Here is a 22,196-nt window from a genome sequence, read left to right on the forward strand (position 1 = left end):
TGGCGCAAAATATTTTTGTGATGGATAGAGAGAACATGATGTCGTCAGTTACAGCGGAAAACATGGAGCAGCTGGAAGCGTATCTCAGCAGCGGTAAACACCCTTCAGTTATTATTGGCTTTAATCTCACCAGCGATGCGTTCTTTACTATGGCAGCGCATTGGCACGATCGTGGTGTGAAGATTGAGAAGGGTGATCACTATTTCATCGCCACGCAGGAGTCTGATTTCATCCCGCAATGTGGCTAACGTTTGCGCTAAGAAATAGAATTCAGGTCAAGCAGGAGAGATATTTCTCGCCTGACCGCAACAAGATTCGCTGAGCATTGAACGTAATTTCACGGTGTTCAAACGCACCGTAAATCCGCTCAAATTTTATCTTTGCCAATCGTTGAATGATTTTTTCTACCGTTGTCGCTGACAACGGTAACATGTTGGGATAGCTCCACATAAACGAGACGCCATCCGCGCCAGGCGTAACCTGTACGATATCCCCGCTCAGTAATATCCCGTTTTCATGCTGCCAATGTAATACGCAGCCGCCGGCAAAATGTCCGCCAAGGCGAATCAGTTTAACCGTAGGTAAAATCTCGAACTCATCCTCCGCGAAAAGCTGTATATGCGGACTGTCACGCATGATCCATTCGCTATCATCCGCGTGCAAATAAATAGGTGCATTAAACGCTGCCGCCCAATCTTGCATGGTGCTGTAATAATGTGGATGAGAAATAGCGATGGCATGCAGGCCGCCCAGCGCGGAAATAAGGGTTTTGCTGGCATCATCCAAATTGGCGATGCAATCCCAAAGAACATTCCCATGCGGCGTTTGCAGCAAAAATGCGCGTTGGTTAATGGCAAATCTGGGTACGGTTTGCAGACTCAATAATTGAGGTAAATGTTGCTGCCATTTATTGCTGTGCGAGGCGCGCAATGTTTCCAGCGATAACCACTGTTGCCCACTTTTAGGCACAAATTGCCGTTCATCCTCGCAAATTTTGCAATGTTCAATCTCGTCCTGAAGATAGGACGTGCCGCAGGCCACGCAGACGTTAATCATGGTGCTCTCCTCGATGTTTAAACATCCTCAGCACCAGCGTAGTCGCTAACCCGGCGGTTGGTAAATTACCAGGTGCGCATGAATGCGCACCCTACAAAATTCGTAGATCATTGTTGCGGCTGCAACTGGTAAACCCACGCAGTGATTTGCTCGTCATTGTCGGTGGTGACATTCACTTCGACACGGTCGTAACCGTCTTCAAATTCATCCAGCATCGGCCAATGGTCTGCAAGATTTTCTGAGGTGAACACATAACCTGGCACGCGCGGGCCATTTTGCTGTAACACGATGCCCGGAAAATCAGCGGCTGCGCCCCAACCATATTGATAGAAGGTGCCGGTTACCCATCCGGCCTGCCAGGCACCGCCGATGTTCTCCAGAATATGGGCATTAGCGTGTCCCGGTTGCAGCGTGCCATAAACAAATAAGCGTTTCATTTTCCCTCGTGAAATCAAGCAAAAGCGTTACGTTAACTATCGGCGATAACGATGTCATCAATCGCCCGATATGCGATGTGTCTGGTAATGAAAGTGGCTATTCTGAAGGACCCGCGATGAGAGGTAAAAGATCAATGTTGAATAGTTCGAGCATTTCTCGCTGCAATATCAAAAGCTACCCACAATCAGCGCAATATGATGGCGCAAGATTTACCAACAACATTCCACGTCAGCAGCTGGGATTTGCCGAATATGCCAAATTGCTGTGGGATTTCACCTTCAACAAACCGAAAAATACTGTGCCAGAATCGGCACTGCCGCTGATTAAACTCGATGCGCAGCAGCTTGCCGCTGCTGCCGATAACAGCGTTTTTCGACTTGGACATTCGTCGTTATTGTTCAAAATGCACGGCAAATTTTGGCTCACCGATCCGGTGTTTAATCAGCGCGCGTCACCATTCAGTTGGCTGGGTCCGAAACGCTTTCAGCCTGCGCCCATCGCGCTAGACGAATTGCCGCCGATTGAAGGCGTGATTCTTTCGCATGATCATTATGACCATTTGGATTATCACAGCATCATGCAGCTGAAGGATCGCGTGCGCTATTTTCTTACGCCGCTTGGCGTGGGTGATTTGCTGACTTCATGGGGTGTCGCGCGAGAAAAGATTACGCAACTGGATTGGTGGGAATCGAAACATATTGGCGGCATTCAGTTTGTGGCTACGCCGTCACAACACTTTTCCGGTCGTGGCTTATTCGATGGTAATAAACGTTTATGGTGTTCCTGGAGCATCATCAGCGATGAATTTCGTCTGTTCTTTGGCGGTGATTCGGGTTATTTCCCCGGTTTTAAACAGATCGGCAATAAATTAGGCCCGTTTGATATGGCGTTTCTGGAAAATGGCGCCTATGACGCGCGCTGGGCCGATATCCATATGCAGCCGAAAGACACGATTAAAGCCTTCATCGATCTCAACGCCAAATGGTTATTCCCGATTCACAACGCAGCGTTCGATTTGGCGTTTCATGCCTGGCATGATCCGTTGAATCAAATTGTCGAGTTGGCAGAACAAAATCACATCAAGATATCAATGCCGCAGATTGGGCAGGGCGTGCAATTTTTACAGCCGAAAAATGAAAAAGCGTGGTGGTGAGAAACAGTGAACCCGATTTTAAATCGGGTTCATTGTTTTACTCTTCGGTCAGTTCGTCATACAAATTGCGTAGCCGCGTGCGTAAAAACAGCACCGCTTTGTGTTTGCGCGATAATAGCGCCTGCACGCTACTGCCATTTTCCGCAGCCAACTCTTGATAGCTGTAACCCAGCAGTTCAGTCTTCTCAAACACCTCGCGTTGTGTGTCTGGCAATTCAGTTAATGCTTCTTCCAGTTCTTCCCACAATAGCGCTTTAAGATATTCATCTTCGGGCGTTTGCGGCACGCCGAATAAGGTTTCCGCCAGCTCATCTTCCGGGAAATCGCTCTCGTCCGAGGCGTTAAAATAATCGGCTAACGGCAACTCACGTTTTTTGCGCGCCCGATCGGTCATCTCATTGCGTGCTGCGCGGAACAGCCAGGCAGCAACATTTTCCACCGGCTGTTCAACTTGCATCAATTTATAAGTTACTTCCTGCAAGATATCGTCGGCATCTTCGCGCACCGCGGTACGACCACGAATGAACGCTTTTAGCTTAGTACGACAGGCGTTAATCGCCGACATCAGCAGAGAATCATGTGCCATCAGGCTTACTCGGCATCAGTCGGTTTCGGCGCATTGTCGTCGGATTGCGGACGATTATCATAACGTTCGTCGCGACGTTCACGGCGATCGCAACGCTCATGGCGATCGCAACGCTCATGGTGACCACGATGACCAAAACGGTTGCGGCGATGTTGCATAAACTCTTCGCGCTGCTCTGGTGTCATCTGCATCCAACGTTCATGCATGCGACGACGCGCCATACCAAACATGCCAGGACGGAAACCTAAACCACCAAATAGAATGCGGCACAGCGCCAGTAATCCCAAAGCCTGCCAGAAGCCGATGGTTTTCACGCCGACAATCTCCGGCAGCAAAGCGTTCCACAGCGACATCACCAGCAAACCGAGCGCGGCGACGATCACCGCACCAATGACTAGCGGCTTCGCCATGCGGTGGCGGCCAAAATGGTGTTCACGATGGTGACTGCGCATATCAAAATCTCTCATTGTTTGTACCTCATTAGATTAACGGATAACTGCTTGTGAGGAGGTAGACGAATGAGCGATGGGAATATTGCTAAAAAAAGGAAAAAAATGAATGAGACTTGGCAAGGGGAAAGAAGGTGCGAATTTCTCCGCACCCGATATAGCGATTATTTCAATTTAAAGAAGCCGACCAAACTGCGCAATTTATCGGCCTGTTCCTGTAAGGATGCGGTTGCTGCCACTGCTTGCTCAACCATTGAGGCGTTATGCTGACTGGTGCTGTCAATTAATCCCATCGCTTCATTCAGCTGCAAAATTCCGTCGCTTTGTTCTAACGATGCCGATGAAATGTCGCGAATCAGCATTTGCATATTTTCGACTTTGCCAACAATGGTATCCATGCCGGTGTGTGCTTTGGTCACCAAATCCTGACCACCAATAATACGTTCGGATGAATCATCAATCAGGGTACGGATTTCTTTGGATGCACCTGCTGAACGTTGCGCTAAGGCACGAACTTCAGAGGCCACTACCGCAAAGCCACGGCCTTGCTCACCCGCACGCGCCGCTTCTACAGCCGCATTCAGCGCCAATATATTTGTCTGAAAAGCGATGCCATCAATCACTTCGGTAATCGCCACCATCTTCTCGGATGAGGTTTTAATCGCATCCATTCGCGAAGTGGCTTGAGCCATCAATGAACCATTTTCGTTAACGATCTCGCCAGAATCTTGCATGTAGATATGCATTCTGTTGGCGTGATCGGCAGTGTTTTTGCTAGTGGCCGAAATTTGTTGCAAGGTCGCCGCAGTTTGTTCAACGCTCGCCGCCTGTTCTTCAGTTCGTGCGGCGAGATCGTGACTTGCTGAAAGAATCTCGGTTGAAGCGTGTGAAATGGCGACGCTGCCATTAATGATACCTTCTGAGACTTCGTGCAGGCTGATGCTCATATCGTGCAAGGCGGCTTTTAGCTGACCGAGTTGATCTTTGGAATCAACCACAATGGTGGTGGTTAAATCTCCGGCCGCCACGCTTTGTGCAATATTAACTGCCTCACGTAATGGTCTGGTGATGCTGCGAGTAATAAAATAAGCCAGCAACACGCTCGATAAAATAGCCAACAACGCGCCGATGATCAGGCCACGTTCACCGGAAATCTCCGCATTGCGAATTCTGACATACTCTTCATCAATCAAATGTTGTTGATACTTCATCAACTCACCAACTGAATCATTGTATTCAGCAACGACAGCCATCCATCGCGCATCAATAAATTGATCAACTTCAGCCATCGTCGCATTAGCTGCTATTTTGAGTCCGTTGTTACGCAACTCAATGTAATTACTTCTTGCAGTTTTAATCTTCCCGATAAGATCGATACCATGTTCACTTTTTATACTTGACTCAAGTTGAGTCATAATTTCGTTGTAGCTTGCGGCATCAGATGTGAATTTTGAGTTGATACTGGCGCGAATTTCCTGATTGTGGGTGCGCATCCAGGTCATTGAGTTAGCGCTATTTGAGCGGATAATCGTAGAGAGTTGATTGGCTAAGCGTTCTTTAACCAGCAGTTGCTGAACAATCATTTCGGTTTTTTCGCCGGCTTCTTTCAGACGCAGGAAACCTATGGATGCCATAACGACTACCAGGCATAAAAGAAAACCGAACCCTAAACCTAGTCGACAGCCAACACTTAAATCTTTGAACCGCATAATCACCTCATTATTAATCAAAATACTCAGTCGGTCTTACTATCGGTGGAAGTAGAATTTGCATAAATTTAATGTTGAAGTTAGGTCGTTTTTTGTCCATTAAGGGTGCGCAATAGGTAAAAGCGGAAAGTATGTAAGGATGTTGTTAGTTAAGTGAAATAACAAAGTAATAATCCTTCTTATCACAAACTATTGAGAGTATGTTTCTGAAAATCAAATTTGTAGAACTTCGCGCTAGTTATTAGAAGTTATTATTAAGTGCGGGTAACATCATGCCATTAAAAAATACCAGGGTGACCTATTTAGGGCAATCCAAACTGGTGGTGTATTCCGATTGTCCTTTTACCTCATTGGGCATCAGTGAATTGATTGTCAGTCGATTTCCCACGCTGCCACATAATGACGTGATTATCGTATTAGATTCCGCTGCGGGATATCTGGATATCAAGATGGCGGATATTTTTAGAATCAGGAAAATCTATGGCGATCATGCCTATGTGTTCGTGTTATCGCACGATGACGTGTGCTTTGAAGTCTATGATCGTATTCATTTTATTTCGTTGAAAGCCAAGGTTAATGATCTGGCGTGTTACATCATGTGCTCGCTGGTACTCGAACATCGGCACTCAACGTTGTTATCGCTGCAAAGTATGCAGATCATCTATATGAAGTCGCGCGGGATGGATATTACCGATATTGCGCTGATAATGAACAAGAGCCGGTCAACAATAAAGAACAACTTCTCCTATTGTAAGCGGCGATTGAATATCAAGAATCTTCTTTCAGAAAGGGCGCTGATTTATATCGCTAAAGGCATCGTTAGTTAATAATAAACCTCAAGGTGTTACGTGTCTGAATTCCTATCAGTAATTATTTCGTTGGCTTGCATGGTTATTTTTATTTTCGCCATCACCAGGGCAATCAACAGCAGCAGGAAAAAGAAGTTTTATAACCGACGCCGTGGAGCGTAATGTTCATCTGAAGCATTTACCCGGTCACCATAAAGGGTGACCGGGAAAAATTACAGCTTCGACAAACTACCAAATACCTGTTTACCGTTATGGAAGGTGGCGACCACCGGCGCAACATGTGCCACCGCTTCAGCGGAACAGCTAGCGTTAACCAACATCATGGTGGCTTTATCCTGCGCTTTTGGCCATTGCTGCTCGCCTTGTGGGTTAAGTGGCAACACCTCATTAGTGGCAATACCTAATGCGCGGCTCAACGAGAATTCATCGGGACCGCGATACAGCTGCGCATAGACGTTGGCCTTTTCCAGCATGCTGCCGCTGCCAAACGGTTGCCAGTGATCGGCGATAGTATCGGTGCCCGACCAAACCGGCACGCCAGCGGCACGCAGTTGCGGCAACGGCATAATGACCCGTCCAATCGGTACTGTGGTGGCGATGCTAAATTGTTGCTCTTTAAGCTGCTCGATCATCGCATCCAGCTCTTTGCCTTGCAGCGTGCCGAGCGCGAAAGCGTGGCTAATCGTCACTTTGCCTTTCAGTTGCGGATTGTCGCGTACGGTTTTCAGCATATAACGAATCGCGGCAACGCCATGCGGCTCAGTTTCATGCAAATGAATATCGATGGGTTTAGCAAAGTCGAGCGCGATACTGAACATTGCATCCAGCGATTTCTCCATCGCACCGTCGACGTTGGTCGGGTCCAATCCGCCGACATAATTCGCCCCCATTTTCATCGCTTCGCGCATCATGCCTTCAACATGTGAACGCAATAACCCGTGCTGCGGGAAGGCGACGATTTCTGCCGAAAAGTCGGCGCGATGATGTTCAATTGCCTGCTGTAAATGTTCCAGACCTTGTAACTTGCTGATCGGATCAATATTGCAGTGACTGCGTGCGGTGGTGCTGCCTTTCGATTGCAGCAAGCCGATCAATTTCTCCGCGCGAATCTCCGACATTGGCACCAGTTCGGGCAAGATTTGCTCTTCCTGATGGATCATATCGATCACGCTGTGGCGAGGAAGCGGGGCGCGCCAACCTTCGCCGTAGAAAGTTTTATCCAAATGGATATGCATATCGCGAGTGGCGGGCAGCAGAATATGGCCCGCTGCATCCCATGCAGGAAGGTTGCTGCTGATTCCGGCTGAATGAATGGCGGCAATGTCACCTGCATTCACTTCGATATCGTACAAACCAGTGCGCGTACCGGTAATCACATCCGCTTTGCGAATGAAGGCTTCTTCCAGCCGCACATTGCGCAGCAGGTAGTGCGTGGCGTCAACTTGAGCGGCGTGAGAAGGCGCGCAAGCTTCAGCCGCATTAGCGCTACGACTGAAACCAGCGCTTAGCAGCGTACCGGCCGCCGCCAATTTCATACCAGCGGACAGAAATTCACGACGATTGCCAGATGATGAGATGCTCATAATTATTCTCCTTGTAGGGGAGAATCACCCTAAAATAGAGAACCTTATGGCGCTGAGATATTTTCCACTGCTAGCTATGGGGAATTGTAATTGCAAGCGTGATGATTTAAGTACGGTTGTTTTTTAGGTCACTATTGATCACAACCTGGAACAATCAGCCATTGTCATCTATTTTATAAACTCAGCCGTAGAGTATAAAGTCACAAGCAATAGGATTTACCACCATGAAACTTCTCTCTATCCATTACCTACGCGGTATAGCCGCGCTATTGGTGGTCGTTGCACATAACTCTTTTTTATTATCTGGTGAATGGGTTAAGAATATTCCGGGTGCGTTGGGTGTCGATATCTTTTTCATTATTAGCGGTTTTATTATTACGTTAGCGACACAAAAAAGTTCCATTACGCCGGTGAGTTTTATTATTAAACGATTTTTCCGCATTTGGCCGGTTTTCTTTATCACCTGGCTGTTAGCGTGTTTGTTTGTCTATCGCGATCAGCCGTTAGGCACGATGATCAATGCGTTGCTTTTTGGCCTGCAAGATTACACGCGGCCAGGCCCCGGCTTCGGCAACAGCATGCTGGGACCGCCGTGGACGTTAACCTATGAGTTATTGTTTTACCTGCTATTTGGTCTCTCAATGATGATCTCTTATCGCTACCGCAGCTATGTGTGCGCGGGGATCATTTTGGCTTCTACCGTAGGATTACAACTGGCGGTCAACGGTGACTTTGCGCTGGCGTCACAGATTTCCCCGCAAATTACCGTCACACATTGGTGGCAAGCGATATTGAAGGTGGCTGGTAACACCATCCTGTATGAATTCATTTTCGGTATGTTATTAGCAGAGGCTTATTTACATCGAATCGTATCGAAAGAGGTACAGTGGCCGCGAGTGATTTCAGTTATTGCCCTTATTGCTGCGCCCTTTGCAGCATTTATTATCGGTCCGCAAAAGTTTGGTATGTATGGTGGATTTTGGTTGGCTGCGTTGATTCTCTTGGCGGCGATTATCAGTGACTATTACCGACCGACAAAAGAAATACCGCTGATGATGTTTTTTGGCGATATATCCTATTCGTTGTATCTGGTGCATTTTTCACTCAGGATATTTATTCTCCGTTTTCTGCCGGAAAATACCACCGCGGGTCAAAATATCCTGATTTTCATATTCCTTATGCTGTGCAGCATATTGCTGGCAACGCTATTCTTCCACTTTATTGAGAAGCCCGGCATTAAGCTCGGGCATCGTATTGCAGAAAAAATGCGCTTTGAAGAGCAACGTGTTAATTCATAAATCAGGAGATTAAAAGCAAGACCTGATGCTGTTGCGGCTTTTGACTCAACACGATCTCATCGCCGCCAGATTGTTCACCATCCAGCCACAACTGACAGGCGCCATCCGTGCGCCTGATATCAATCTCATAATGACCTTTACCTTCACGATAAATCACCGTTACGCCAGGCCACGCCGCAGGCAAGCGCGTGCGCAATCGCAGCCGATTACCCTGGCGCGTGATGCCTAACAGACTTTCGAGGATTAATTGATAGGTCCAGCCCGCTGAGCCGGTATACCACGTCCAGCCGCCACGACCTTCGTGGTTTTCAGCGCTGTAAACATCGGCGGCCATCACATAGGGTTCAACCTTATAGGTTTCGACGGCGGAAGCGCTAAGGCTGTGGTTGATAGGGTTAATCAGCGCCAGCAGCGACCATGCTCGCTCGATGTCACCCATTTCGGCAAATGCCATGATCGCCCACAACGCGGCGTGGGTATATTGTCCGCCATTTTCACGCGTGCCGGGCAAGTAGCCGCGAATGTATCCGGGGTTGGGGCCGTTGCCATTGAATGGAGGAGTTAACAACTTAATTAACCCATGCTCCTCATCCACCAATTTCTGGTTCAGCGCCAGCATTGCCGATGCCGTTTTCTCTTTCTCACCCGCGCCAGAAAGCACCGACCAACTCTGGGCAACCGCGTCAATGCGACACTCATCATTAAGGTGAGAACCCAGCGTCGCGCCGTTATCAAAGAAGCCGCGCAGGAACCATTCGCCATCCCAGGCGCTATGATTTAATGCCGTTTTTAGCTTTTCCGCCTGCATCTGGCACAAGTTTGCGTCATCCGTTTTGCCAATGCGTTGGGCGAGGGCGGCAAAGCGGGTCAAGACGCTGTAGAGGAAAAAGCCCAACCACACGCTCTCGCCTTTGCCCGCCGCGCCAACCGCGCTCATGCCGTCATTCCAGTCACCTGATCCCATTAACGGCAAACCATGTGCGCCGAAAGTCAGTCCGTGTTGGATGGCACGTAAACTGTGTTGATAAAGGGATTCCTGCTCCGGGCTGACGCCAGGCAGGCTATATATCGACTCTTCGTCGGCAGCAAGCACCGGCGCATCCAGATAGGCAACTTGCTGATCTAAAACGGTGAGATCGTCTGTGGCGGTCACGTAATGGCAAAGTGCATACGGCAGCCACAAATAGTCATCGGAGCAGCGTGTTCTCACGCCGCGCCCTGAAGGTGGATGCCACCAATGCTGGACATCGCCGGCAAGGAATTGTCGTGAGGCGCATAACACCAGCTGATCGCGTAACAGATGTGGCGCGGCATGGGTGAGCGCCAGGGTATCTTGCAACTGATCGCGAAAGCCAACAGCGCCACCCGATTGATAATAACCGCTGCGCGCCAGCAAACGGCTGGCGATGGTTTGATACAGCAACCAGCGGTTGGCCAGCAAATTCACTGCATTATCCGGTGTATGCATTTCGACTTTATTCAGCAAGGTTTGCCAATGTTGTTTGACCTGCTCAAGTTCGGCTTCGGCTCGGTCTACAGGCAGCAATTGCTGCATCAGCGTTAAAGCCGCTGCGCTGTCGTCTGCCGCGCCCAATACGAAAACGAAGGTGCGAGTATCACCATCAATCAGCGTGGTCAGCGTTTGCAGTGCGGCACAGGGATCGAGACCGGCGCCGGTCGAGCCAGATAAGCCACGGCTTTGCATCATCGCTGGTTGGCGCGTTGAACCGTGGCGTCCAAGGCATTCCAGCCGATTGCCACTGAAGGCGATTTGATGGCCGGATGCGGCAAAAAAGGCGGTGCGCGACGAACCGGCGCTGGTATAAGGATTGTTCGCCAAAACGGCGCTACCGGCAGCAACCAGCGCCGATGAAGTCTGGACATGGCGAGCCGATTGGCTGGCTAATTCACCCAGCACCCATTCCACATAGCCGGTGATGGATAGCGCACGGGTTCGGCCTGACAGATTGTTGAGCTGGATAAGGGTAATTTTCGCTGCGGCTTCATGAGCCACAAAGGTGGTGACAGTACTTGAAATACCCTGTTCATGATGCCTGAAGCGACTGTAGCCCAAACCATGTTGCGTCAGGTATTCCCCAGTGCCGCGCAGTGGCAGCGGCTGAGGCGACCATACATCGCCACTCTCTTCATCACGCAGATAAAAAGCTTCACCGGAAGAATCGCTAACCGGATCGTTGTGCCACGGCGTAAGTCGATACTCATGCGCGTTCTCATACCAGCTATAACCCTGACCACTTTCGGAGATCACGCTGCCAAATTGTTTATTCGCTAGCACGTTGCACCATGGCGCGGGCGTTTGCTGGTTCTCCGCCAATATGATGTGGTACTCGCTGCCATCGGCGTTATAACCGCCGGTGCCGTTGAAAAATTGTAAGTCAGCTGCTGAGGTCGGACTCGGTGTGCTGGGTGCCGGATATTTCTGCGGCAGGAAGCGTGTGCTGGCAGGCGTAGGTGGTTTTTTCAATACCAACGCCAGCTGATCGTTTAGCGTGCCGTTGCTGCCTTCCAACACAATCACTGCCACGCTGAATAACAGCGTGATCTCGTCGGCGGCAAGATGATCGCGTTGTCGCAGGAAAATACCGCCGGATTTGTCGACCAGTTGCTGCATCTCGCCAGATGCCAGCAATCTGAGTAACTGATTTTGCAGTAATTGCTGATAACTGGTTTGTTCTCCGTTAACGATCACCAAATCCGCTATCAGCCCTTTTTGCCGCCAGTATTGCTGCGCTTTGATAACCGAACTCACCAGGCTGAGCTGCGTGTCATTGTCGATGCAAACCAGCACGATGGGCAGATCGCCTGATATGCCGTATCGCCACAAAGCGCTTTGCCCCAACCGATTGTGCTGCCAGCGTTTGCTGTCACCGCGCAGTTCCGGGCTGGCAAAAATGACGGCGCTGGCGAGTTGGTTGTACAGGCTCGCCTCATCCGCGCTGATATTAAGCTGGCGCAAGGTTATCTGGCTGTGCGACGTCGCCATTTCGACAATTCGGTTGGCGTAAAGGTTGTTGCGATACTTTTCAATCAACAGCAGGCAGGTGGCGCGTTGCGTGGTGACGCCAATGATCAGATCGATCGTGATTGATTTACCTGGTTTGAGGGCGACCTTCTGACGAATCGAAAGTATCGGATCTAACACCGCGCCCGCGCTGCCGGAGAGTTGGCCGTGCGGCATGATGGCTTGCGGGTTTGCCGGTGTATTGCTGCGCCCAATGAACTGCGCACGGTCGGTTTCATATGCGGTGTCGCGCTCGCTGGCACCATGAATCAGCAGGGCATGGAACACCCAAGCTGGTTCGGGGTTCTCTTCACGCGGGCGACGATGCGCCAAAATCGCTTCCAAATCCGCCACAATTTCTGTTTGCACGAACAGATTGCTAAACGCCGGATGCGCCATTTCGCTGGCGGCAGGTGCTAAAACCACTTCGGCATAGCTTGTGACATCAATCTCTCGCAGCTGACGCGAGGAATTGGTAATCACGATACGGCGGATTTCTACATCATCTTCCGGAGAAACCACCAAGTGCATGCGTGCAGTGAGCGACTCTGTGCGCGCCTCAAACTCTGCGCCAGCATCCGTAAAGTGAGCCATTGCATGGGTTTGTGCCAGCGGCTGAAACGCCGGGCTAAGTATCTCGCCGGAGAGATGATCGCGGATATAGCAAAAAATCCCATGCAGATTGCGGGTGCTATCCGCGCGCCAGCGGGTGATCGCCAAACCTTTCCAAGCACTGTAGCCGCTGCCGCTTTGTGTCACCATCACATGATAATTGGCGTTAGAGAGCAATTGTACCTGCGGCAGATGCGTGGCCGCACCACGCAACACGCGCAGTTCAGAGGTTGCGGCACGCGGTTTATTGTCCGTGAGATCGACAAATTGACGACGCGGCGTATACAGCTCGATATCGTCTGGCACTCTTTCCTGTAATAGCAAATACGAAGAGTGAAAGCGGGCGCTGGACATAAAGCGTGCCACCATCGGCGCGTTCAGCAGCAGGTGCGCAATGGCTAAAAATCCCATTCCCTGATGATGCGACATGTAGGTTTTGACTGCTGTAAAGGGCTGGCTTGGCGCCACGCGCTGCGCAGTGAAATCCAGCGCTTCATAAAATCCATATTTGCCGCAGGCGCCCATTGCCTGCAACTTCATCAGGTTATCGGTGGCTTGTTGCGGTAATACCATTAGCGCCAGCATGGAAGCGTAAGGCGCCACCACTTTGTCATCATTAAGACCGCGCTGCAGACCTAATTCGGGGGTACCAAAGGCTTTGTATTGATAATTTTGGCTGTCATCGAACGCTGCGTAGGCCGACTCGGAAACGCCCCACGGAATATTTGCGGCTACGCCAGAAGCGATCTGTTGTTTTACCGCGGCTAACGCCATTTTTTCCAGCAGCGTATCGGGATAGACCGGCATCACCAGGTGCGGCATCAAATATTCAAACATCGAGCCACTCCACGACATCACCGCGGGCTGATTATCGAGTTGTGTGAACAGACGCCCTAACACAAACCAGCTTTTTACCGGCAGTTGATTAGCCGAAATCGCAAAGTAATGCGTGAGTCGCACTTCCGAAGGAAACAGATCGTAATGGCCTTTATCCAGCACGCCGCTGTCGAGGTTGTAGCCGACGCTGAGCAAGGCGGTACTGTCGACATAAAGAAAGCGGAAATCCATTTTGCCATGATTTTCCAGACGGCCTTCCAGTTCCAGCAAGGTTGCCAGGCGTTCACGCGCCGCCCAGACCACTGATGTGGCCTCCAACTCTGGATGATGGCGGTCTAATTCGCTCAGCCATAACAACGAAGGCAAAGTGTCGGGCAACGTCTGCTGCGGTGTAATCCAGGCGAAAAAAAGCAACCACTCGCGCTGCAAATCCGCCAGCTGACGCGTGAAGTGCGCCAGCCAGTTGACCTGTTGCGCAGGCGGCAATGTCTGCGCCAGCAGTTGTTCGCTGATTGCCAATAAGCTGGCGAGTTCGTGTTGCAAGGTGGACGGCAACGCCTGCTGCAAGGTTTCAAACTGGGCGGCTAATTTTTGCCATAGCCGCTCAGAGCCGATTTGCTTTTCAGCCAATAGGAAAGTGTCATTTAACCCCGCCATGATTACCGGCAGAGAAATCACCGGTTGCTGCTTCCATTGTGCCAGGCCCGCTTGCAGAGTGGCTAAATGTGCCGCGAGATTGCCGCTGTCCACGCTGGAGATATAGCGTGGCTGCAACGGTTGCAAGGTGTGCGTGTCGTACCAGTTGTAGAGATGGCCGCGGAAATGTTCCATGCGGTCAAGGCTATCCAGGGTTGCCAGCGTGCGGGAGATCACCTGATGTTGCGTTAGGTAGCCAAAGTCCCATGCGGTTAAGTTGGCAAGTAGCGACAAACCGATATTGGTGGGCGAAGTACGGTTTGCCACTTTGGTCTGTAACACTTCCTGAAAGTTATCCGGCGGCAGAAAATGATGTTCGGCAGTCACGAAGTCATCGAACCATGCCCAGGTATGACGCGCAGTTTGACGCAGGAACAGCTGCTGCGCGGTGGTTAGCGTTTTTTGGCGTGCAGGCGCAGGTTTACTGATGTGCCACAGCATCCACGGCGCAATCAGCCATAGCGCAGCCAATGGAAGCGCGAAAACCACCAGATACGGAGCGAGTAAAGAGGTTAAAAGAAACAGTGCAACGGCGGCTACAGGGTTGATCCACATCGCACGATAGAAATGATGCAATTGAGGAACGGGAGCCGCACTGTGGGCCGACGCGCTTTGCCATTCATGCAGAAATTGCCCGCTTACGTTCAATCGCCACAACGTGACAATGATCGCTTTCACAGACCAATAACTTTCGTGCGGCAAAACGGCGAGCGTCAATCCTGCTCGGCTAAGCCGCGTTTGCGCATCCGCGAACAGAATCTTCAGATAATGTCGCCACGCGCGTTGGCGGCTTTTTCGACATGCCTCAATGCTCAGCGCGAGCATGCCAGGTAGCAGCAAGAAAAGCGCGATACATCCCAGCCAAAACAGCGGCTGAGCAACAAAAGTAAACGTCAGGAAAATCAGCACCAATAACGCAGGTGCGATGAGACTTCTGCGTAAATTATCAAATAATTTCCAGCGTGATAGCGCACTCAATGGATTCGCTTGCTGACCGCCATCGGCCAGACGCACGCGCCAACGTAACCAGTTCAGAAGTTGCCAGTCACCGCGCACCCAACGAAAACGACGTGCCACATCGCTGAGATAGTTATCCGGATAGTGTTCATACAGCACCACATTACTCACTACGCCGGAACGCGCATAACATCCTTCAAGCAGGTCGTGACTCAGCACCAGATTCTCAGGACAGGTGTTACGCGTAGCGCGAGCGAATGCGGCGACATCGTAAATGCCTTTGCCAACAAACGAACCTTCGCCGAACAGATCCTGATAAAGATCGGATGACATCGAAGAGTAAGCGTCATTACCCGGAATACTGCTGGAGAGGCGGGCGTAAATGCCTTGCCCGAAAGCCGGGATCTCTTCAGCGAGGCGAGGTTGCAGAATGGCGTAGCCTTCAACCACGCGGTTAAGGCGATCGTCGAATACCGGTTCATTCAGCGGGTGCGCCATGATACCGATGAGTTTATGCGCGGTTTCACGCGGCAAAATGGTGTCGCTGTCGAGGGTGATCACGTATTTAACCATGCGCATTTGCGCCTGATTAGCACCGACGATGACATTGAACATATCCGCTTCACCTTGCAGCCAGCGGTTTAACGCATGCAGTTTGCCGCGTTTGCGTTCATATCCCATCCACACGCCCTGCACAGGATTGTGCATGCGGTTACGGTGTAACAAGGTGAACAGCACGTCCGCACTGGGTTGGCTGTTATAACGGCGATTCAGCGCCTCAATTCTCAGTACGGCATAACCGATTATTTCATCATCATCGGCACGATGTTGATCGACGTTGTCAGTGAAATCAGCCAGTAGCGCAAAGCTAATGTTGGCTAACGCATTGCCGAGATAGCTGGTTTCCAGCGAACGCAGCAAGGTATCGGTGCCCTGTTTGCTGCTGATCAAACAGGGAATCACCACTAATGTTCGCTGGCTATCGGGCACGGTAGTTTCATAATCAAGGCGAGGCAGCGCGACGGGATGGCGAGTACGCGTGGTGACTTCACTAAGTAACTGCATGGCGAGCTGGCTGCTGATCAGGATCACCGCAGGAAGCAATAATAGCCACAGCACCCAAGACATGCCGGAGTGCTGAGTAAACGATAGGGTTTCAACGCTAAAGGCGGTGGTTAACAGTGCAATGCTTCCCAACCACGTCAGCAAAGGCGTTTGGCTAAGATGATGGCGCGCACGATTCAGCCACGAGTTGCGCACCTGAAGTTGCTGCTCAAGCTGCTGACGCCCCTTATCCAGCAAAAAGAAGCCAATATGCTGCTGGCGTTGCGGTAAACCGGGCTGGCCGCTCAACGCCAGCACCTGATGGGCCACGCTTAACTCATCGTGTTGGCAATGCCGGGCGAGTTTCTCAATCACATGGCGATATTGATCGCGACTATCGAAGTGCATTTGCGGGTAAATCCCCGCAGGATCCTGCATCAAGACTTGTTCAACCAAACTGAGAGACTCGACTAAATCCTGCCAGTTAATCTCACCCAGCTGGCGCAGCCCACCAATGCTGTTGCTCACCGAGAGCTGGCTCAATGCCAGCTGGCGGTTGAATTGCTCGATGACGTTGGCGCTGTTGCGCCCGGAGTTGAGTAGATGCTGGTCGACCCAAGTCAATGCCAGTGAATGATGCTGGCTATTGAGCCTGCGCGCCAACTCAGCGACAAAAGCCCCGGAAAGTTCGGCGTTTTTTTGCGCCATCGGGGCCACAACCTGAATCACCTGTGTCGCATCGTTAGCCGAGTGATGAATAATTTCATCAATCCATTGCTCAGCCTGATTTCGTTGCTGGTGGATCGTTGCTACACCTTGGGCAATGCGCGCCAGATTATCGATTAATGCAAAACGTAACATGGCAGGAAGCGCCCATAATTCACCCATGAGCAATGGCGTAACGTTTTGATAAGCCGTAATAAAGGCAGTTAATACGCTGGATTCAAGCCGACCATCGCTGTGGCTGATCATTTCATCGGCAATCGCCTGAATGCGTAGATGATGGTCAGTGGTGGCCAGCACGGGTAAACCCTGACCAAATTTGGTTGGCAACAACTGACGCACTAAGCGAATTTGTTCTTCAATAATATAAAAATTATCCAGTAACCATTCACCTGCTGGCGTCAGGTTGCGCTTATCACCGCTGCTTAATATTTCTGCGCTGAGGATCAACGTTCGTTCGTTTTCTGCCAAGCGCTGCAATAATTTATAGGTCTTTTTTTCCGTGGAAAGATGATGCGTTTTGGCTAATTGTTCCGCATAATTTGTCATTTGTTGTTCGGAAAAAACGTCAGGTCTATTTTCCTGATAAATTCCCGTTTCAGTTGGAGAATTAACGTTGCTGCAAGCAGCTAATGGCAGGTTTTCATTATATAAAAAAGAATCCGTGGGAGTTTTATTTTTCATAATAGCATCACAGCGATATCCACAAACGTAAAGAAATGGGCACTATCAACAAAAGGATTGACGGTATGAGAGGGGGCGGAAGGAATGAAAATATTTTTTAAGTGTAGTCCAAGATTCGTTTTATTGTCTGATTTTCAAGAAAAAATAAATTAATCTTACTATGTTGATATTAATTATGGGCTTGAGTGTATTTCTTTTTTTTGACCGAGTTGGTTGGCAGTGAAATAAACGCGGCGTGCTAAACTAGAATTAGCGAAAAAAGGAAAAGATCATGATGTGGTTAAATCGACTACTGGAAAATGTTGGGCGAAGCGGAGTCAATGCTCAATGTCCAGTTTGCAAGAAATTCTGCACGCAGTCGGCGCAAAAAAAATTACGCGGGCAGGCAATGCTTTGCCCACATTGTAAGTCTCTATTTATTATGAACTCTGAGGGTAATTAACTTCCGCAGGAGTTGATTTCACTCAGTTTATTAACTGACAGTAAAATTTCTACCGCCGTCAACTCTCATTGATTAACCGTTTGTTGTCGCCAATAAATTTGGGCAAACTATCCGCGGAAAAACAACCCGGAAGGTTAATTATCGTGAAATTGATTTCTCAAACATTGCTTGCTACTGCGCTAACCGCGCTGCTCTCAACCACCGCCTGCGCCTCTGATATGGAAGCCGAAGTGAGTCAGGTCATCGAACCGTTGATGCAGCAGCAAGGCATTCCCGGTATGGCGGTGGCGGTGATCAGCAAAGGTCAAACGCACACCTTCACCTGGGGCATGGCGGATGTAGCCCAGCATCGCCCGGTCAATCAAGACACGCTGTTTGAACTCGGCTCGGTGAGCAAAACCTTCACCGGCGTGCTGAGTGCGGTGGCCATCAGCAAAAATGAGATCGCGCTGGATGACAAAGCCAGCAAATACTGGCCTGCGCTGAGTACGCCGCAGTGGCGCGATATTACGCTGCTGCAATTGGCGACTTACACGGCGGGGGGGTTGCCGTTGCAGGTGCCAGACGAAGTCACTAATGAAAAGCAATTGGCCAATTTCTACCAACAGTGGCAGCCGCAATGGGCGCCTGGCAAAACGCGTCAATATGCCAATAGCAGCATTGGTCTGTTCGGCTGGTTAGCCAGCAAACCCAGCGGATTGAGTTTTGAGCAGGCGATGCAGCAGCGCGTATTGACCCCGTTGAAGCTTGAACACACCTATATCAACGTGCCTGATTCCACAAAAAGTGATTACGCATGGGGCTATCGCGATGGCAAACCGGTGCACGTCTCACCCGGCATGCTGGACGCCGAAGCTTACGGTGTAAAAACCACCATCAAAGATATGGCGCGTTGGATGCAGGCCAATATAGATCCGCAGCAGATTGCAGATAAGACTTTGCAGCAGGCGCTGGAGCTGGCGCAAACACGCTTCTATCGCACCGATGCGCTGTATCAAGGCTTGGGCTGGGAGATGCTGGATTGGCCACAACAGTCACAGATGGCGGTGCAGGGCGCGGATAACAAAATTGCGCTTGGTCCACAGTTGGTCCTTGATCATCAATCCCATCCACGGGTAAAAGCTTCGTGGGTACACAAAACCGGTGCGACTGGCGGCTTTGGCGCCTACATTGCGTTTATTCCTGAGAAGCAGATCGGCATCGTGATCTTGGCGAATAAAAACTATCCCAACACCGAACGCGTCAAAGCGGCGATGAAAATCGTCGATTCAATGCAGTAAGCCAAAGGGGCGAATTTTCGCTCCTTGATTTTCCCCGCTTAAGTAATTGCCTTGCGTCTGTAAGACATTTCCTACGTCGACGCAATATCACGCCGGTTATCTGATTGTTTTATCAGCGCGATCTTTTAGAATATAAGGACGATTACTGTCTTCGTAATAGAGGGTGAAGATGGCAAGTATTATGATTATCGATGACCATCCAGTTGCACGTCTTGCCGTGCGTTTTTTGCTGGAAAAAGATGGGCATACCATAGTTGCGGAAGCCGATGAAGGTCATCAGGCATTAAAAATGATTAACGAGCATCATCCGGATTTGATCGTGCTCGATCTCGATATTCCTGGCTTAAGCGGTATCGAACTGATTGTGAAATTGCGCGCGGCGGAATATCGCGGCGGTATTTTGGTGTTAACTGCACGAGATGATGACCATTATCTCAGTCGCTGCATGAGCACTGGCGCAGATGGTTTTGTCGGCAAGAAAAATAATCTGGAAGAGCTGGGCGATGCGGTGCGCGCGGTAATGCGTGGCTACGGTTATTTCCCGCTGAAACGTCGTGAGAAGGGCGCAAGTAAAATGCCGGAAGTGGAAGTGGATGCGATTAAAAACCTCTCCAGCCGCGAATTCCAGGTGTTACAGCATTTAGCGCGCGGCATGAAAGTGATCGATATTTCCGAAGTGATGCATATCAGTAATAAAACCGTCAGCACCTATAAAACCCGCATACTGACGAAATTGTCATTGGGTTCGACGCTTGAGCTGATTGACTTTGCGCGACGCCATCACCTTGATTAAGTTATGGATCAGCCATGCTGGGTTAATGTATACCCTCTGCAACATGCAGCATGGTTATTACTGAAAGAGGCCACTGTGAACACATCCAGCCGATCGTCCTCTCCCGTTTTATCCTCGCTACTCAGCGTTGAGCGCCTGCATATCCTGACGGATAACAATAATAAGATGCTACATGCGCTACTAACCATGACGTTACAAAGCAATATCACCGACCTGCAACAAGCCAAATCATTATTCGAACAACAAGCCTGGGATGAGTTAGCGAAAACCATTCATCGCTTATCTGGTGCAGCGCAAATAACCGGCGCACAACGTACCGAAATCGCCTGCCGAAATTTAGAAAAAGCTTGCTTAGTCACCTCGCCTGAAATATCCCATCTCACCACTTTGTGGTCTGAAGCCAAGCTTGCCATTGATGAACTCAATGCCGCCATTAATGGCTTTCTTCAGCCGCAATAACTGCCTGCTTACAATGGACTACAGCGCCTGACAAAATGCCCTACAAAGATTCGTCACCCGCCTACAATAACTCCGCTTTCACTCCGATATTTCGTCCTGCATCCAACCTTTAATATGCGCTTCATCAGACGGCGTCTCATCTGGATTTTATTCGGGAGCCCAGTCTGAAGATCGGAGTCTCAGCCTCCTCGTATTATGGAAAACACACGGAATACTTAAAGTGAACAAAACTACTTCTATCTTCGCTGCTTCTGCTTTGGCTCTGCTGGTAATGAGCGCGGCTTCTCAGGCTGCTTCTACTGGCACCATCACCTTCAATGGTGAACTGACTGCCAACACTTGTGACGTCATCGTTGATGGCCAGAACAAAGATGCCACCATCGTTCTGCCAACCGTTTCTACTTCACAGCTGACTGCTGCAGCTCAGACTGCTGGCCGCACTGGCTTCAACATGGCGCTGAGCAACTGTGCTGGCACCCTGAAAACGGCTGCTGCGTTCTTCGAATCAGGTGCGACTGTTGACACTGTTACTGGTCGTCTGACCAACACCAACACCACCGGTGCTAAAAACGTCAGCCTGCAACTGTTGGACGGCGCTAACTCTGCTGTGATTCAGGCGGGTAACACCAACCAGGTGACCAAAAACACCTACGCAACCATCACTGGCGCAAGCGCTTCGCTGCCTTACGCAGTTCAGTACTACGCAGAAGGTGCGACCACTGCGGGTCTGGTTAAGAGCAGTGTTGTTTACTCCATTATGTACAAGTAATGGTCAGGTGGGAGCAATCCCACCTACTTTTTAGGATTCCTCATGAACATCTCCATTGTAAAAACCCTCCCTGTAATTTCATTACTTTGCGCCGCGTTGGTGAGCTCTCAGGCATTCGCCAGCATCGTGATTACCGGCACTCGCGTTATTTATCATCAGGAAGACAAAGAAGTCTCCGTGCAACTGAAAAACGTTGGCAGCGCGCCAGTGTTGATTCAGAGCTGGGTGGATAATGGAGATGCCAATGCGACACCCGAAACTATTCAGTCGCCGTATGTGATTACGCCGCCGGTCAACCGTGTTGATGCCGCTAAAGGCCAGACGTTGCGCTTGTCGCTGACCAATGCGACAGGTTTTGCCCACGATCGTGAATCGGTATCCTGGCTGAACGTGTTAGAGATCCCGGCGAAAGGCAAAGAAAAACAAGATCTCAACACGTTGCAGATGGCATTCCGCTCGCGCATCAAACTGTTTTATCGTCCGGCGGGTTTGCAGGGCGATCCCAACGAAGCGGTGAAATCGCTGAGCTGGTCGGTAAGCGGTGGACAATTGAAAGCCACCAATCCAACACCATTCAACGTCTCGTTAGTGACGATAACGGTGAACGGTAAGACCATTGATGCGGATATGGTGCCGCCTTTGTCTTCGCTGAACTTCAAAATCAACGCTGGCGCAGGGGCAAAAATCAGCGGCGATTACGTTAACGATTACGGCGCCGTACAACCATTCACCGCCACGATTAAATAAGTTTCACCTCCTTGTTTAACCTCCAATAACCGGCATGCCATGACATGCCG

The 22,196-nt window shown here is 50.1% G+C and carries 17 protein-coding genes; 10 read left to right on the plus strand and 7 right to left on the minus strand.

Annotation, left to right across the window (positions count from 1 at the left end):
- Window positions 1–35: 35 nt before the first annotated feature.
- The gene (locus ABDW13_RS04355; protein ID WP_343551190.1) at window positions 36–248 is read left to right on the plus strand and encodes a hypothetical protein; all 213 of its coding nucleotides are present in this window, start codon (window positions 36–38) and stop codon (window positions 246–248) included.
- Window positions 249–270: 22 nt separating this feature from the next.
- Here ABDW13_RS04355 and ABDW13_RS04360 read toward each other — a convergent pair whose 3' ends face one another.
- Both ABDW13_RS04360 and ABDW13_RS04365 read right to left on the minus strand, forming a co-directional pair.
- The gene (locus ABDW13_RS04360) at window positions 271–1,056 is read right to left on the minus strand and encodes an MBL fold metallo-hydrolase (RefSeq protein WP_343551191.1); all 786 of its coding nucleotides are present in this window, start codon (window positions 1,054–1,056) and stop codon (window positions 271–273) included.
- Between the two features lie 107 nt (window positions 1,057–1,163).
- Window positions 1,164–1,493 carry a gamma-glutamylcyclotransferase family protein gene (locus ABDW13_RS04365; protein ID WP_343551192.1) on the minus strand — a complete coding sequence of 110 codons (330 nt, stop codon included), beginning with the start codon at window positions 1,491–1,493 and terminating at the stop codon, window positions 1,164–1,166.
- Window positions 1,494–1,627: 134 nt separating this feature from the next.
- Here ABDW13_RS04365 and ABDW13_RS04370 point away from each other — a divergent pair, with 134 nt between their 5' ends.
- Window positions 1,628–2,647, plus strand: a complete 1,020-nt coding sequence (locus ABDW13_RS04370) for an MBL fold metallo-hydrolase (protein ID WP_343551193.1) — start codon at window positions 1,628–1,630, stop codon at window positions 2,645–2,647.
- Between the two features lie 37 nt (window positions 2,648–2,684).
- On the opposite strand, the gene ABDW13_RS04375 is transcribed toward ABDW13_RS04370, so the two are convergent.
- The 3 genes from ABDW13_RS04375 to ABDW13_RS04385 all read right to left on the minus strand — a co-directional run bounded on the left by ABDW13_RS04375 (window position 2,685) and on the right by ABDW13_RS04385 (window position 5,391).
- Window positions 2,685–3,233, minus strand: a complete 549-nt coding sequence (locus ABDW13_RS04375) for an RNA polymerase sigma factor (RefSeq protein WP_343551194.1) — start codon at window positions 3,231–3,233, stop codon at window positions 2,685–2,687.
- Between the two features lie 5 nt (window positions 3,234–3,238).
- Window positions 3,239–3,700 (minus strand): hypothetical protein, encoded by a 462-nt coding sequence (locus ABDW13_RS04380; RefSeq protein ID WP_343551195.1) that lies wholly within the window; start codon window positions 3,698–3,700, stop codon window positions 3,239–3,241.
- A 146-nt stretch (window positions 3,701–3,846) separates the two neighbouring features.
- Window positions 3,847–5,391, minus strand: coding sequence for a methyl-accepting chemotaxis protein (locus ABDW13_RS04385; protein ID WP_343551196.1), 1,545 nt, complete (start codon window positions 5,389–5,391; stop codon window positions 3,847–3,849).
- 272 nt (window positions 5,392–5,663) lie between these two features.
- On the opposite strand from ABDW13_RS04385, the gene ABDW13_RS04390 reads away from it, so the two are divergent.
- Window positions 5,664–6,218: a hypothetical protein gene (locus ABDW13_RS04390; RefSeq protein WP_343551197.1), complete on the plus strand. Its 555-nt coding sequence runs from the start codon at window positions 5,664–5,666 to the stop codon at window positions 6,216–6,218.
- A 194-nt stretch (window positions 6,219–6,412) separates the two neighbouring features.
- Here ABDW13_RS04390 and ABDW13_RS04395 read toward each other — a convergent pair whose 3' ends face one another.
- Window positions 6,413–7,783 (minus strand): amidohydrolase, encoded by a 1,371-nt coding sequence (locus ABDW13_RS04395; RefSeq protein WP_343551198.1) that lies wholly within the window; start codon window positions 7,781–7,783, stop codon window positions 6,413–6,415.
- Between the two features lie 224 nt (window positions 7,784–8,007).
- Between ABDW13_RS04395 and ABDW13_RS04400 the strand changes: the two genes are divergently transcribed.
- Window positions 8,008–9,081, plus strand: a complete 1,074-nt coding sequence (locus ABDW13_RS04400) for an acyltransferase (RefSeq protein WP_343551199.1) — start codon at window positions 8,008–8,010, stop codon at window positions 9,079–9,081.
- Window position 9,082: 1 nt separating this feature from the next.
- Here the strand turns inward: ABDW13_RS04400 and ABDW13_RS04405 are convergent, their stop codons facing one another.
- On the minus strand, window positions 9,083–17,521 hold the full coding sequence (locus ABDW13_RS04405; RefSeq protein ID WP_343551200.1) for a glucoamylase family protein: 8,439 nt from the start codon (window positions 17,519–17,521) through the stop codon (window positions 9,083–9,085).
- 409 nt (window positions 17,522–17,930) lie between these two features.
- Here ABDW13_RS04405 and ABDW13_RS04410 point away from each other — a divergent pair, with 409 nt between their 5' ends.
- From ABDW13_RS04410 to ABDW13_RS04435, 6 genes are all read left to right on the plus strand, one after another.
- Window positions 17,931–18,098, plus strand: a complete 168-nt coding sequence (locus ABDW13_RS04410) for a YnfU family zinc-binding protein (protein ID WP_343551211.1) — start codon at window positions 17,931–17,933, stop codon at window positions 18,096–18,098.
- A gap of 149 nt (window positions 18,099–18,247) precedes the next feature.
- Window positions 18,248–19,378: a class C beta-lactamase gene (gene ampC, locus ABDW13_RS04415; protein ID WP_343551212.1), complete on the plus strand. Its 1,131-nt coding sequence runs from the start codon at window positions 18,248–18,250 to the stop codon at window positions 19,376–19,378.
- 169 nt (window positions 19,379–19,547) lie between these two features.
- Complete coding sequence (locus tag ABDW13_RS04420; RefSeq protein ID WP_343551201.1) at window positions 19,548–20,171, plus strand: response regulator transcription factor; 624 nt, start codon at window positions 19,548–19,550, stop codon at window positions 20,169–20,171.
- 75 nt (window positions 20,172–20,246) lie between these two features.
- Window positions 20,247–20,630 carry an Hpt domain-containing protein gene (locus tag ABDW13_RS04425; RefSeq protein WP_343551202.1) on the plus strand — a complete coding sequence of 128 codons (384 nt, stop codon included), beginning with the start codon at window positions 20,247–20,249 and terminating at the stop codon, window positions 20,628–20,630.
- A 271-nt stretch (window positions 20,631–20,901) separates the two neighbouring features.
- On the plus strand, window positions 20,902–21,399 hold the full coding sequence (locus ABDW13_RS04430) for a fimbrial protein (RefSeq protein ID WP_343551213.1): 498 nt from the start codon (window positions 20,902–20,904) through the stop codon (window positions 21,397–21,399).
- 42 nt (window positions 21,400–21,441) lie between these two features.
- On the plus strand, window positions 21,442–22,146 hold the full coding sequence (locus ABDW13_RS04435; protein ID WP_343551203.1) for a fimbria/pilus periplasmic chaperone: 705 nt from the start codon (window positions 21,442–21,444) through the stop codon (window positions 22,144–22,146).
- The last annotated feature ends 50 nt before the right edge of the window (window positions 22,147–22,196 follow it).

Source organism: Pantoea sp. (genome assembly GCF_039594315.1).
Lineage (GTDB): Bacteria > Pseudomonadota > Gammaproteobacteria > Enterobacterales > Enterobacteriaceae > Pantoea.